The 14,397-nt window shown below is 60.3% G+C and carries 8 protein-coding genes; 6 read left to right on the top strand and 2 right to left on the bottom strand.

The genetic code is table 11. The annotated features are described in order from the left end of the window. Positions 1–26 precede the first annotated feature (26 nt). Positions 27–1,487: a pitrilysin family protein gene (locus VNM72_05720; protein HXF04895.1), complete on the bottom strand. Its 1,461-nt coding sequence runs from the start codon at positions 1,485–1,487 to the stop codon at positions 27–29. Between the two features lie 476 nt (positions 1,488–1,963). On the opposite strand from VNM72_05720, the gene VNM72_05715 reads away from it, so the two are divergent. Next, positions 1,964–3,985: a PAS domain S-box protein gene (locus tag VNM72_05715; GenBank protein HXF04894.1), complete on the top strand. Its 2,022-nt coding sequence runs from the start codon at positions 1,964–1,966 to the stop codon at positions 3,983–3,985. Continuing rightward, positions 3,972–4,706 (top strand): response regulator, encoded by a 735-nt coding sequence (locus VNM72_05710; GenBank protein HXF04893.1) that lies wholly within the window; start codon positions 3,972–3,974, stop codon positions 4,704–4,706. Before VNM72_05715 ends, VNM72_05710 begins: the two co-directional genes overlap by 14 nt. Before the next feature lie 82 nt (positions 4,707–4,788). On the opposite strand, the gene polX is transcribed toward VNM72_05710, so the two are convergent. Then, positions 4,789–6,522 (bottom strand): DNA polymerase/3'-5' exonuclease PolX, encoded by a 1,734-nt coding sequence (polX, locus tag VNM72_05705; GenBank protein HXF04892.1) that lies wholly within the window; start codon positions 6,520–6,522, stop codon positions 4,789–4,791. Between the two features lie 206 nt (positions 6,523–6,728). Between polX and VNM72_05700 the strand changes: the two genes are divergently transcribed. The 4 genes from VNM72_05700 to topA form a co-directional block, all read left to right on the top strand. Then, positions 6,729–9,224: a prolyl oligopeptidase family serine peptidase gene (locus tag VNM72_05700; GenBank protein HXF04891.1), complete on the top strand. Its 2,496-nt coding sequence runs from the start codon at positions 6,729–6,731 to the stop codon at positions 9,222–9,224. Between the two features lie 244 nt (positions 9,225–9,468). Further along, positions 9,469–10,554 (top strand): cytochrome c peroxidase, encoded by a 1,086-nt coding sequence (locus tag VNM72_05695; protein ID HXF04890.1) that lies wholly within the window; start codon positions 9,469–9,471, stop codon positions 10,552–10,554. A gap of 237 nt (positions 10,555–10,791) precedes the next feature. Then, positions 10,792–11,922 (top strand): DNA-processing protein DprA, encoded by a 1,131-nt coding sequence (gene dprA, locus VNM72_05690; protein HXF04889.1) that lies wholly within the window; start codon positions 10,792–10,794, stop codon positions 11,920–11,922. A 3-nt stretch (positions 11,923–11,925) separates the two neighbouring features. Continuing rightward, positions 11,926–14,397 (top strand): type I DNA topoisomerase (gene topA / locus VNM72_05685; GenBank protein ID HXF04888.1); only part of this gene is annotated, 2,472 nt, incomplete at its 3' end.

Raw genomic sequence — 14,397 nt, 5'->3', positions numbered from 1 at the left:
TTACCGGTGTGGGAGCGATACCGGGATCATTCGCCCGGTTTGCTCGCCGGTGGGGCATTGACGATCTCGACGGCTCCCAGGGATTTCAGATTCTCGGCAAACGAGTGGGCCGGACCAACGACGGCGATGATGGCCGTGGACGAGGGAAGGTATTTGTCGGCGACCCGCTTCACATCGGTCGGAGTGACGCGACTCAGACGCTCGCGGAATTTCTGGGGATAATCGCGGCCCAGACGATACAGTTCAATCCGGTGCAATTCGCGGGCGATCTCCCTGGCCTGTGTCATCCGGGAGCTGTAGTGTTCGATCAGCCGTGACGCGGCGGCGTTGACCTCCGCCTCGGTCACCCCGTGCGTGCGAATCTCGGCGAAAAGACGAAGCAGACCGGCAACGGTCTCAACTGTTTTCGCGCCCGGCACAGCGGCCTGACAGAGGAAAAGCCCTTTGAAGGACCGCAGCTCGAACCGGCAGCCCGACGCCGCGCGCTGATCGCTCGAGCCGATCAGCCGGGGCAATCGGTCGGTCGTGAGAATCTGGCCGAGGATGAGGGCGGGGAAATAGTCTTCGTTGAATTTTTCCAGCCCGAAGTATCCGATGCGAATGTGAGACTCGGTGAGATCGGGACGATCGTACACCTTGATGGTGATGCCCGTGTGAGCCGAAGGAGGCAGGAAACTGGCGGGAACGGGATCTCCTTTGAGGAACGCCCCAAAATAGGGTCGTACAAGCGGCATCAGCGCCTGGGGCGATAGATCGCTGATGATCACCAGAGAAGCTTTGTTGGCGATGAAGAATCGGCGATGGTGACGAAGCAGATCGTAAGGCGACAGCGCCGCCACCTCCTCTTCGGTTCCCTCCGGCGGGCGTCCGTAGGGGTGAGGCTGATAGAGGGCTTTGAGGAATTCTTCATCGGCGCGGGCGGCCGGATCGGTGCGCCGGGTGCGCAGTTCCGCCAGGTACTGCTGCTTCACACGGGTGACTTCCTCAGCCGCAAACGTGGGAAAGGAAACGAACCGAGCCATCAGGGGAATGAGTTCCGTTGCTCCGCGCGAAGGGGCTTCCAGGAGGATGTGCATGGCGTCCACCGTCACCGAGACATCCACGCGGGCGCCGAGGGCCTCGAGCCGCTCGGCGATGGTCTGCCCGCTGAGATCACGCGCCCCGCGAAGCATCGCGCGCACCATCACCGCCGCCGTTCCCGTCTTCCGCGCCAGATCAAAAACAGAACCGTTTTCCACCAGCAAGCTGAGCGTGATCGTCGGCTCTCCTTTCCGCTCTACGATGAAGACCCGAAGACCGTTGAGGAGGTTGTCAACATAAACCGGTGGAATGGGCGACGCCGTTGAAGAGGACGTCGGAGTCTCCTGGCCCTGTCCTCCCACAGGCGACAGACAGAGCAAGATCACGCATCCACCGATCAAAAGCCGGTGAATAAGTCCACCGATGAGGCGTCGAGCAGAGTTGAGCACGGTCACCGCCTGAGACATAGAAAGGTTGATTTTGAGGACTCCCGTCGAATTATTCAAGGGCGAAAACGGTCATCAGAGCTGACCCACGTCAGCGATGGCCTCGTTCCGCTCACCGCTTCCCCGACAGAGGAGCAGAAAGCTCTTCTTCAAGTTCCCGTCGAGGGGTCGCCCTTCGGATTTGCCCCGGATAGGCTGAAAGGGGGAGACCCCCCACAGGGGTGGACGGCTGCCCCGTGGTTGTCATAGCGCGTGAGAATGCCTCCCTTGGCCGTGGCGGGAGAGTCAAAATCGCCTTGACGAATTCGCCGTGACCTTGATATACGTAGCCTCTTGCGCTCACCCGGGAAGAACTCCTGAGCTTGCTGGACTCTGGCTCTTCAGTAGAAGTGGAGCAGAAGCTGGAAAACCACCCGTGAGCCTATAGAAAATTCGGCAATGTGGGGGGCGAGATGGTCGGAAGCGATTCACCGCGGAAGGAGGGGAAGATCGCCTTTATGGCTGTTCAGTCAGCTCATCGGGCTCCTGAGTTCACCGATGGTTTTACCGATGCGCTCATCGGAGTTTATCGAAGCACGCCGGAGGGAAAAATCCTCTATGCCAATCCAACGCTGGCACGTTTGCTGGGCTATGACACTCCGGAGGAGATTCTCAAAATCTCGGCCTTCGATCTTCACTGCGATCCGGAAGATCGGTCGCGCTGGCAACGGACACTCGAGCAGGCGGGCGTTTTGGAGTCGGAGGGCCGGTTGCGTCGGCGGGATGGGAGGATCGTCTGGGTTCGTGGTCTGACGCGGGTTGTGCGGGATGCAGAGGGACGCGTTCTTCACTATGAGGGAACGCTCATTGACATCACCGAGAAAAAGGAGGCTGAAGAGCGGTTGGCTTATCAGGCGCAACTCCTCAATCAGATTGGCGAGGCAGTGATTGCGGTGGATCTGGACTATCGCATTACCGCCTGGAATCAAGCGGCCGAGCGGTTGTTTGGCTGGCGCGCCGACGAAGTCATCGGCAAGGGCGTGAACGAGGTCATTAGGACGAAGCTCGAAGGACAGACCCGCGAGCAGGCGTGGGCCGAGCAGCAACGAATCCTTCGTGAGAAGGGCCAATGGCGGGGCGAGATCATTCAATACCACCGGGACGGGCGCGAACTCGTCCTCGATGTGACGCTCACACTGCTCACTGATAGAGCGGGACAGCCCATCGGCTTTCTGGCCATCAAGCGAGACATCACCGAGCAGCGGCGCTTGAGGGATGCTCTTGAGGAAGGCGAGGAGTGGTTCAGAGCCGTCTTTGAAGGCTCGCGCGACGCCATTTTCCTGGTGGATGCACATGCGCGATTCATTGACGTCAATCAGGCGGCCTGCGAGTTGACGGGCTACAGCCGCGAGGAATTGCTCCGCATGAGTATCCCCGATCTCCACGAGGAGGAAGACCTGCTGGCCTTTCGCAGCACCTTCCGTGCGATCATGAGCGGTCGGGACATCACCACGGAAGCCTTTCTCCGGCGCAAGGACGGGCGGAAGGTATCGGTGGAGTTCAGCAATCGAAGGGTTATCATTCGCGGTCGCCCTCTGATGCACACGATTGCCCGCGATGTCAGCGAGCGATATGAGGCGGAGCGGCGCATCGCCCGGATTTATGACGTGGCCACCCGCTACCATGGACAGAGCCTCTTTGACCAGGCGGCGAAGACGCTGGCCGATTTATTGGGGGTCTCCTACGTCGTCGTCGGCGAACTCGACGCCCGGACGCGGGAGGTGCGCGCCCTGACGTTCTATCAGAACGGCCTGATCGAGCACGGTCGGCGTTATGAGCTGGCGGGGACGCCCTGCGAGACCGTCATCGAGGAGCCTCGGGTCTGCGCCTATCCGGAATGTACATGGCAGCTCTTTCCCAACGATCCCGAGTTGCGAACCCTACGGATCGAGTCCTACATCGGAGCGCCGATCTACGCGAGCGATGGGAAGGTCATCGGGATTGTCAACGGTTTTGATTCCCGACCCAAGAATTTCAGCGAGGTGGAAATGCGCCTGCTGGAAATCATCGCTCAGCGCCTGGGCGCGGAGATCGAGCGTCAGCGGGCCGAACAGGCTCAACGCAAGCTGCAAGAGCAACTCTTTCTGGCCGAGAAGCTCCAGGCCATTGAGACGCTGGCCGGAGGCGTCGCTCACGAGTTCAACAATATTCTCACCGGCATCCTGGGATTTGCCGAAGTGGCGCAGGTTCGCTTCGGCTCTGACCTCCCGGCCCTCAATGACTATCTGGAGCGCATCCTCGTTTTGGGCGCGCGCGCGCGATCTCGTCGGTCAACTGCTGCTCTTCAGCCGCCCCAGAACAGACCACAAGGAGCCGTGCAACCTCACACAGCTTCTCTCGACTATGGCGACGTTGCTCGGACGGGCGCTGCCGGAAAATATTCGGGTGGAAACGGAACTGCCGGAAGAGACGCTTCTCATCACGGCCGATCCGGCGCAGATTCAACAGGCGCTTTTGAGCATCTTCATGAATGCCCGTGATGCCATGCCGCACGGCGGTCGGCTGCGGATTGCCTGTGAGTACACCTCGGTGCCGCGTCCCGGAGAGACTGCTCCCCGCGAGATGTTCGCCCGCGTGACCATCAGCGATACGGGCTTCGGCATCTCGCCCTCCATCCGTCCCCATATCTTCGATCCCTTTTTCACTACCAAGGAGATCGGGACCGGAACCGGTCTGGGATTGTCAATGGCCTACGGCATCATCAAAGCTCACGGCGGCTGGATTGATGTCGAGAGTGAAGTGGATCGGGGAACGACCTTTTTCATCTACATTCCCGTCGTAGGGATACTGAAGGTGCCCGCTGCAGCGGACCGCGACGAAACGGTGCCGAGGGGAACGGGAACGATCCTCCTCGTGGATGACGAGCCGATGGTGAGAGAGCTGGGACAGAACATCCTGGAATCGTTGGGCTATCGGGTGCTTCCCGCCGAAGGAGGGATGGAGGCGCTCCGCATTTATACTGCCCGCTGGCCCGGTGTTGACCTGGTCCTGCTCGATTTCCTGATGCCGGATATGAACGGGCGCGAGGTCAGCCGCCGTCTCCACGAGATCAATCCCGGGGTCAAGATCGTCCTCGTTAGCGGATATGGTTCAGAAGAGATCGGCACGCAGCTCTTCGGCTATGGGGTGGTGGGCGTCGTCACCAAGCCCTACGATGTGAAAACGCTAGCGAAGGCCGTCCATCGGGCGCTCTACGGCTAAGGCGGCAGCGCCGGCCATCTGCTCTGTGACGGAGGTAACGTTGGCGATTGAGCCTGTTCGGTGGCCTGAAGTCTGCGGTACGTCACCGGAGACGGCGCCGCTTCAATCGGGCGAGGAATTCATCGCAGGGAAGCGTGTTGAGAATATCTTCCGATCGTGCCCAGCCACGACGCGCTTGAGCAATCCCGTAACTGAGGACGCGAAAGTGACTGAGATGATGCGCGTCCGAGTCTATGACCAGCGGGACACCGGCTTGGACGGCTCGCCGGATGTGCTCGTCTTTGAGGTCGAGCCGTTCGGGATAGGCATCAATTTCCAGGATCGTTCCCGTTTCTTTCGCCACCCGGATGATCTCATCAATATCCACCTCGTAAGGCTCGCGCTTGTGAAGCACCCGCCCGGTGGGGTGAAACAGGATGTCGGCGTAGGGGTGCCGCATTGCTCGAATGATCCGCTCGGTCATCTCCTGCCGCGAGAGGTTGAAGTGGGAGTGGACGGCCACCCCCACGACATCTAGCTGCGCCAGAACATCATCGCGAATGTCGAGCGTCCCATCGCGCTGGATGTTGACTTCGGCTCCCTTGAGCAGGCGAATTCCGTCGAGTTTCTCGTTGAGCCGATCAATCTCCCGCATCTGGCGGAGGAGTTTCTTCTCGTCCGAGCCTCCGGTCATGGCCAGGCTCCGGGTATGGTCGGTGATGGCGATATATTCAAGGCCGAGGCGCTTGGCTTCGAGCGCCATTTCTTCGATCGTATTGGCTCCATCGGTCCAGTTGGTTTGAACCTGAAGGTCGCCGCGCAGTGACCCGTAGGGGATGAGCCGGGGCAGCCGCCCCTCGCGCGCGGCTTCGATCTCCCCCTGATTTTCTCTCAGTTCCGGGGGGATGTAGGAGAGGCCGAGGGCGTCATAAATTTCTTCTTCGGTTCGTCCGGCGATGCGCCTGCGGCCTTTGAACAATCCATACTCGTTGAGCTTCCAGCCTTTCTTCTCGGCGATGCGGCGCAGTTCGATGTTGTGATCCTTGCTGCCGGTGAAGTACTGGAGGGCGGCACCAAAGCTCTCTCGCTCGACCACTCGCAGATCCACATCCATGCCGTTTTTCAATTTGACGCTGGTTTTGGTCTCGCCCTTGGCCTGGACGTGCAGGACTTCAGGTTGAGCGACGAAAAAGTCCATGACCGGGCCGGGGCGGCGAGAGACAACCAGCAGGTCAGCATCTCCCACGGTCTCTTTGCGTCGGCGGATGGAACCGGCGATTTCGATCATCTCGACGTCGTCCCGTGCCGCCAGCCGCTGGCACAGCTCTTGCACCAACGGCAGCACCTCGCCGAGCAAAAATCGCGTGCCGTGGCGACGGCGAAATTCAATCCCTTTGAGAATCTTCTGCTCCATCTTCTCGCCGAAGCGAGGGAGATGGCGAATGCGGCCCTGACGGGCCGCCTGTTCCAGATCGTCGAGCGTTTTCACTCCGAGTTCTTCGTAGAGGGTGCGAATCATTTTCGGTCCCACGCCCTCGATGCCCATGAGCGAGGGGAGATCAATCGGGTACTTCGCTTTGAGTTCCTCGTAGTAGGTCATCCGGCCCGACTGAAGATATTCGGCGATCTTTTCGGCCAGGCTCCGCCCGACGCCGGGAATCGCTTCGAGAGCCGCCAGACCTCCCCGTCGGTAGACATCGGTGAGCGGCTCGGTCATCGCTTCAATCGCATGAGCCGCCTTTTCGTAGGCGCGCGGCTTGAAGGCCACGCCCTCCATATCGAGCAGGAAGGCGATCTCACGAAAGAGGCGAGCGACATCTGCATTGGTTATGGCCATGGCTCCTTGTCCCGAAATAGATAACCACGATGAGCGGGGGGATTGCAAGGGATCGCTCGGTGCCCGCCCCGATGCGAGACGCTCGGGGATGCACGCGAGGAAGGAGCCCCTTTTTGCTTGCTTGCGGTGGGAAGCGGGATGTAACTTTCCTCGTACGGTCAGACGTAACCAGTGGCGAAATCACTTCAGCAAGGAGGATCGAATCTATGCGTCTACGCCTATCGGTTGCCCGACTCATCGCCGTGACACTCACCCTCATCTGGGGGCTGACGCTCCCGTTTGGAGCACTCGCGGGGACGGGTCAAAGGAGCGCCCGGAGAAGCACGTCACCGGCCGCTCCACCTCCTCCGCAACTGACGCTCGAAGCCATCTCGCGCGATCCCGGCAAATGGGCCGGAACCCCCCCGTCGCAAATTCGCTGGACCGAGGATGGAAGCAAACTGCATTTTCAATGGAATCCCGAACGACAGGATCGCGCCGAACTCTACGAACTGGATATTCGCACGCCGGGAGCCACACCGCGGAAGGTCGCCGATGAAGAGAAGCGCTGGCTCTCATCCAATCCCGGCGATCGCAACGCTGCCGGAACCTTGAAAGTCTACGCTTTTCAGGGCGACCTTTATCTTCACGACATCCGCAGCGGCCGGACGCGCCAGATCACACGCACAGCCGACGCGGAGTCGAACCCTCGCTTCAGCTTCGATGAGCGGAGCATCGTCTACCAGCGGGGCGATAACCTCTTCGAGTGGGTGATCGAGACCGGCGAGACCCGGCAGATCACCGATTTTCGCCGGGGCCGCGATCCCGAGGAAAAGCCCAAACTCTCCAGGCAGGATGAGTATCTGGAGAAACAGCAGCTCGAACTCTTCGAGATCATTCGGAAGCAGGATAAGGAGGAGAAGGAGCAGAAGGAACGGACCAAACGCGAGCGAGGACCTTTTCCCGATCCCACCTACCTGAAAGAGAACGAATCGGTCACCAGCCTGCAATTGAGCCCGGATCGAAAGTTCGTGACCTTCATCCTCAACGATCGCACCGAAGCCGCCCGCGCCAAAATCCCCGAAATGCCCAAGTACGTCACCCGGAGCGGATATGTGGAGACCGAACGATTGGCCACGCAAATCGGCGGGACGGGTCGCGTGAAAGTTGGCGCTCCGCAGGTGCAGCAGAAGCTCGGCGTGATGGATACGGAAACAGGAGCGATCCGCTATGTGGATATGGGATTGGGCAAGCGAGAGTACGGCTTTCAATTGATGAGCCCGGAGGCCGGTCCGTTTGGTGGCCCCGGCGGGGTGGCCGTGCAATGGTCCGACGATGGCCGCCAGGCCTTTTGCGTCCTGCGGGCCCGCGATAATAAGGATCGTTGGATCGTGCTCCTGGATGTCGCCCAGGCGACCGCTCGCATTCTCGATGCCGAGCATGATGACGCCTGGATCTTAAGCCAGGGACCGTATGGCTGGCTGGCCGACAATCGCACCATCTGGTTCCGCAGCGAGCGGGACGGCTATTTCCACCTCTACACGATTTCCATTGACGGTGGTCCGGCTCGACCGCTCACGTCGGGTCGCTGGGAGATCACCGGCGTGCAACTCTCCCGCGATAAGAAGACGTTTTACATCACCGCCAGCGAGCCTCATCCCGGCGAGCGCCACTTCTATTCTCTGCCGGTGACCGGCGGATCTCTCACCCGCATCACGAGCGGCGAAGGCGTTTATTCCGTCACCCTCTCGCCCGATGAAAAGTGGATGGCCGTGATCTACACCAATCCCGATATGCCTCCCGATCTCTACCTGATGGAGAATCGGCCGGGAGCCCCGATGACCCGCCTGACCGATTCCTACACCGACGAGTTCAAGAGTTATCGCTGGCGAAAGTTCGAGATCGTGACCATCCCCGATGCCGACGGCAACCTGCTCTACGCCCGCCTCTATAAGCCGGATGTTCCTCATCCGACGCGACCGGCGGTGATCTATGTGCACGGTGCCGGATACGCGCAGAGCGTGTTCAAGAATTGGGGAGGCTTCGGGACGACGCCGTTTTTCAACGTCCTCCTCCAGGCGGGCTACACCGTACTCGATCTCGATTATCGCGGCTCATCGGGCTACGGGCGCGACTGTCGCACGGCCATTTACCGTAACATGGGCGGCAAGGACGTGGATTCAGCCGTGGCGGCGGCCCGCTGGCTCGCACAGACGCAGGGGATTGACCCCCGCCGCATCGGCATCTACGGAGGCAGCTACGGCGGATTCTTCACCCTGATGGCGCTGTTCAAACATCCGGGCGTGTTCGCTGCCGGAGCAGCGCTCTATCCGGTGACCGATTGGGCCCACTACAACCATCCCTACACGTCGAACATTCTCAATCTCCCCTATGAGGACGAGGAAGCGTATCGTCGGAGTTCGCCCATCTACCATGCCGATGGGTTGAAGGATCGGTTGCTCATCCTTCACGGAATGCACGACCGCAATGTCCACTATCAAGACACCATCCGTCTGGTTCAACGGCTCATCGAGTTGAAGAAGACCGGCTGGGAGCTGGCCACCATGCCCATCGAGGATCACGGGTGGCAGAACGAGTCCTCGCGGCTGGATTCTTATCGGCGCATCTTCAATCTCTTCGAGGAGGTGCTCAAGCGTCCGCTCCCTCCACTGACGGTGGCCGGACAGTCATCCGCACGATCCTCGCGGACGGGGATGCGCTAGGGGGATCCCCCGGCTCCGGCGGAGCGGCATGTGCATGTCGGCCAAACATGCCGCTCCTCACGGGGCGCTAAATATGCTGGCTCATGAAGAGAGGGAAGGTCCTGCTGGCGGAGGGCTCATTCGTTTGATCTCGATGGTTTTACCCTCGACCGTCCCTTTCGGAGCGGAGAAGCTTTTCTTGATCTGGAGCAGGGAGGAGGGCTATCCTAAGCGAGGACGATTTTCTCCGACGAAGGAGGACGCTATGGGTAAGCAAAGAATCGTTCTCCCGGCCTTGATCCTCTCCCTTCTGTCGGTGGTGTTGGTGGGCTGCGGGCGCAAGGAAGTGACGACGTCAGCTCCTCCCAAGGGGCGGGAAGCGGCGCTGGCCCAACTGAGCGACAAGGCCCGGCAGGCGTTCTTCAAAGCAGCCTTGGGTCCATTGGGAAATGTCCCCGTGCCCCCCGATAATCCCATCACTCCCGAGAAAGTCGAACTGGGGAAGATGCTCTTTTTCGATCCCCGTCTTTCGGGCGACAGAAAGACAAGTTGCGCTTCGTGTCACATTCCGGAGAAAGCCTGGGCCGATGGCAGAGTCGTGTGCGTGGGAGTCGGTGGGCGCAAAGGGATGCGCAATACGCCGTCGCTGCTGAACGTCGCCTACTATCAAAAATTCTTCTGGGATGGGCGGGCGAGGAGTTTAGAAGATCAAGCCCTCAAGGAACTCTCCAGTCCGCACATGGGCAGTTCGCCCGAGCGAGCGGCCCGAGCCATTGCCGCCATCCCCGGCTACGGCCCGCTGTTTCGCGCGGCCTTCGGCAGCGATCAGGTGACGCCGGACCGCCTGGCCAAGGCGCTGGCGACCTTCGAGCGGACAATCGTCACCGGCCCCTCTCCTTTCGATAAGTTCATCGAGGGCGACACCGAAGCTCTCACCGAGGAGCAGAAGAAAGGGTTGGAGATCTTTCTCACCCGCGGAAAATGCACCGATTGCCATCGCACGCGCTTCTTCACCAATCATGAAATCGCCCGCACGACGCTCTACATGGCGCCGGACTACGGCCTGTACAATCTGACCAAGAAGGAATATGACGTGGGGAAGTTCCGCGTGCCCACGCTCCGCAACATTGCTCTGACGGCGCCCTATTTGCACAACGGCTACGAGGCGACGCTGGAAGACGTCGCCTTCTTCACCCTCAATGGCCGAAGTCGCCGGTACATGAAGGAACACGGAGAGATCATGCCGATCAAGCCGTTCACCGATGACGAGCTGAAATCGGTCGTCGAATTCCTGAAGTCGCTCACCGGAGAGCTACCGGCCATTGAGCGACCCCGACAGCTCCCGCAGTGAAGGGATCTGTCGGTCGGCGAGTCACGGACTCTCTCGATCCCGTTTCTCGACACCGGGATCGAGAGTGAAATGTTGATCGGAGGTAATCGGCAGTTGCCTTCTTCGTCCTGAGCGGCTACACTCATGCGCCTTGAGCGCGACACCGGCAGTCAGAGAAAACGCCTTTCCTCCTGAAAGGCACCAACGACAGTCCCGGAAGGAGCGGATTCGCTGACGTCCGGTTCAGTGAGATTCCCGATGTCACACGCGCAGGAAGGTCTCAACGATTGGGTGGCTTTGAGTTTGATCACCGGCGTGGGCTCACGCACGGCGAGCCGACTCATCGAGCGGTTTGGATCGCCCGCGGCCGTGTTCGCCGCGTCGCGGACCGATCTGCAGAGCTTTGGTCTGAGCGATGATGCGATTGATCGCCTCCATGCGTCGGAGCCCCGTCGTCTGGCTGAGGAGGAGCTGAAGCGGCTCGACGCCATGGGAGCGGAAGTTGTGACTCTGGCCGATCCCCGGTATCCGGCGCTCCTGCGCGAGATTTATGATCCGCCGATTGTGCTCTATGCCCTGGGCCGCCTGGAGGAGGCGCTCGGCCAGCCGTGTATCGCCATCGTGGGAACGCGCCGTCCCTCCACCTACGGAGCCAATGTCGCCGTACAACTGGCCCGTGATCTGGCCGCGCGCGGGCTGACGATTGTTTCGGGATTCGCCCGGGGCATTGACTCCGCCGCTCATCGCGGGGCCCTGGAAGCCAAAGGGAAAACCATCGCCGTCCTCGGCACCGGGCTCGATCTCACCTATCCGAGGGAGAATCAGCGACTGGCCGAGGCGATTCGCTCCAGCGGGGCACTGGTGACGGAATTCCCTCTGGGAACGCCTCCGGCGCCGCAGAATTTCCCCTTTCGCAATCGTATCATCAGCGGGTTGTCGCTCGGCGTCGTGGTGGTGGAAGCGGCTCAACAGAGCGGCTCGCTTATCACCGCTCGCCTGGCCATCGAACAAGATCGCGATGTTTTTGCCGTGCCGGGCAATATCACGTCGGCCACCAGCTTCGGTCCCAACTATCTCATCAAAAGCGGGGCCAAGCTCGTCCAGTACTGGCGCGATGTCGTCGAGGAGCTGCCCTACGACATCAGTCGGCGGATCCTCCAGCAGGAGCTGGCGGCGCCCGCTCCCGACGCCGAGCAGCTCACGTTGACCCTCGATGAGCGCCAGCAGAAAGTTCTCGCTCTTCTTTCATTCGATACTCCCACGCACATTGATGAGTTGCTGGCGACAAGCGGTCTTCCCTCGTCCGTGCTGATGCAGGTCTTGCTCGAGCTCGAAGTGAAGGGTAAAATCAGCCAATTACCGGGAAAGAACTTCGTGAAAAAGATGTGACTCATGGCCAAGAATCTCGTCATTGTCGAATCACCGGCCAAGGCCAGGACGATCAATAAGTATCTCGGCGCGGACTACAAGGTCATGGCCAGCGTCGGGCATATCAAGGACCTGCCCGAGAAGGAACTGGGCGTAGATATTCAAAACGGCTTCAAGCCCACTTACGTCGTCATCCCCGACAGCATCAAGAAAAACAACCGGAAAATCCTCGCCGAGTTGAAGAAAGCGGCCGCGGCGGCCGAGGCCATCTATCTGGCGGCCGATCCCGACCGCGAAGGCGAAGCCATCTGTCAGCATCTGAAGGAGGAGCTTGTGGGGACGCGAAACACAAAACCCGTTTATCGCGTCCTCTGCAACGAGATCACGCGAGCGGCGGTGCTGGAGGCGTTCGCGCATCCGGGGCAGATTGACCTGCGCAAATATGAAGCCCAGCAGGCGCGACGCATCCTCGACCGGCTCGTCGGCTATCTGGTGAGTCCGCTTCTGTGGAAGAAAGTGAAGCGGGGGCTGTCGGCCGGTCGGGTGCAATCGGTCGCCCTGCGGCTGATCGTGGAGCGGGAGCGAGAAATTCAAAACTTCGTCCCCACCGAGTACTGGACCATCCACGCCACCCTCTCGGCGGCGCTTCCTCCCCCGTTTGTGGCCAACCTCGTTCGCATCGGTGACAAGACCGTCAAGACGGGGAATTTCGATGAGCCGGAGAAACCGACCGAGCGGCACATCAAGACCGAAGCCGAAGCCCGTGACATCATCGCTGCCCTCGCGGGAGCCGATTTCATCGTCGCCTCGGTCGAGACCAGGGAAAAGAAGCGAAATCCTCCGCCTCCTTTTACCACCAGCAAGCTGCAACAGGAAGCATCGCGGCGGCTGCGCTTCCCGGTGAAGAAGACGATGAGCCTGGCACAAAAACTCTACGAAGGGGTGGAGCTTGGCGCCGAGGGCAGCGTCGGCCTCATCACCTACATGCGAACGGATTCGACGCGAGTCTCTCCGACGGCACTGGAGCAGGTGCGCCGGTTCATCGCCGAGCATTTCGGGGAGGACGTTCTCCCGGCCGAGCCGAACCTCCATCGCTCGAAGAAGGATGCCCAGGACGCCCACGAGGCCATTCGTCCGACCTCGGTCGAACGAACGCCTGAGAGCGTCGCTCCCTACCTCAGCCGTGATGAGCTGGCACTTTACAAGCTGATCTGGCAACGATTCGTTGCATCCCAGATGAAACCGGCCGTCTTCGATCAAACGATCATTGACATTCAGGCGGGGGATTGCATCTTCCGGGCGACCGGATCGGTCCTCAAGTTCGCGGGTTTCCTCACCGTCTACGAGGAGGCCCGCGAGGAATCGGAGGAAAATAATAACGGCGAAGCGGCGACGGCCGTCCTGCCTCCTCTGGAGGTCGGCGAGCGACTCACCGTCCAGGAGATCGTGCCCGAACAACATTTCACCCAACCGCCCCCGCGCTACACCGAGGCCACCCTGGTCAAGGCGCTGGAGGAGAACGGAATTGGCCGACCTTCGACCTACGCTCAAATCCTCAGCATCATCCAGGATCGCGATTACGTCGAGAAAATCCAGGGCAAATTCCGACCGACCGAACTGGGCACGCTCGTCTGCGATCTGCTGGTCGAACACTTCACCGACATCTTCAACGTCCAGTACACGGCGGAGATGGAGGAGGAGCTGGATAAAATCGAAGAGGGTCGGGTGAAGTGGGTGAAGGTGCTCAAGGATTTCTACCGCAAGTTTGAGGCTGACTTAAAGCGGGCCGAGCGCGAGATGGAGAACGTCAAGGCGGGCGTGGCCACCGAAGAAAAATGTCCGCAGTGCGGGGCACTCCTGTTGAAGAAAGTGGGGCGCTACGGCCCCTATCTCAAGTGCCCGTCCTGTGGAGCGACGCGCCGAACGGCGGAAGCGGAAGCCGAGGTTCAAGCCCAGATCGCCGACGCCGAAAATCAGTTCGGTGAGATCAAATGCGAGCGATGTGGACGCCCCATGGCCATCAAGCGCGGTCGCTTCGGTCAGTTCCTCGCCTGCACGGGCTATCCCGAGTGTCGCACCACGCGACGCATCAAGAAAGATGGTCAACTGAGCGCCCCTGATCGTCCGCTCGATCAGACGTGTCCCGAATGCGGAGCGCATCTGGTGCTCAAGCAAGGACCCTACGGCGAGTACATCGCCTGCAGCCGCCGTCCCGACTGCTCCTATATCCAGCAGGAGAAGCTCGGTATCCCCTGTCCGCTGACTCCCTGTCGCGGCGAACTCGTCGTCAAACGATCGCGGCGAGGGCGCATCTTCTACGGGTGCAACAACTATCCCACCTGCTCGTTCACCGTCTGGGATAAACCGGTGAAGAAGGAATGTCCCCGTTGTGGAAGCAGTTTCGTACTGGAGAAAGTCAGCAAACGCGAGGGGATCATCCACTACTGCTACCGGCAGGAATGCACCTACCGCGAGGTCATCGGACCGGTGGAAACC

The sequence above is a fragment of the Blastocatellia bacterium genome (assembly GCA_035573895.1).
Taxonomy (GTDB): Bacteria; Acidobacteriota; Blastocatellia; order HR10; family HR10; genus DATLZR01.
Note: the sequence above shows the minus strand (reverse complement) of the source record. Positions and strands in the feature narration are given on the sequence as shown.

What these genes read in the sequence shown, in the direction of transcription:
- VNM72_05710 (HXF04893.1), top strand. Translation starts at nt 3,972, where the DNA reads ATGAATGCCCGTGATGCCATGCCGCACGGCGGTCGGCTGCGGATTGCC.
- polX (HXF04892.1), bottom strand. Translation starts at nt 6,522, where the DNA reads ATGGCCATAACCAATGCAGATGTCGCTCGCCTCTTTCGTGAGATCGCC.
- VNM72_05700 (HXF04891.1), top strand. Translation starts at nt 6,729, where the DNA reads ATGCGTCTACGCCTATCGGTTGCCCGACTCATCGCCGTGACACTCACC.
- VNM72_05720 (HXF04895.1), bottom strand. Translation starts at nt 1,487, where the DNA reads ATGTCTCAGGCGGTGACCGTGCTCAACTCTGCTCGACGCCTCATCGGT.
- dprA (HXF04889.1), top strand. Translation starts at nt 10,792, where the DNA reads ATGTCACACGCGCAGGAAGGTCTCAACGATTGGGTGGCTTTGAGTTTG.
- VNM72_05715 (HXF04894.1), top strand. Translation starts at nt 1,964, where the DNA reads ATGGCTGTTCAGTCAGCTCATCGGGCTCCTGAGTTCACCGATGGTTTT.
- VNM72_05695 (HXF04890.1), top strand. Translation starts at nt 9,469, where the DNA reads ATGGGTAAGCAAAGAATCGTTCTCCCGGCCTTGATCCTCTCCCTTCTG.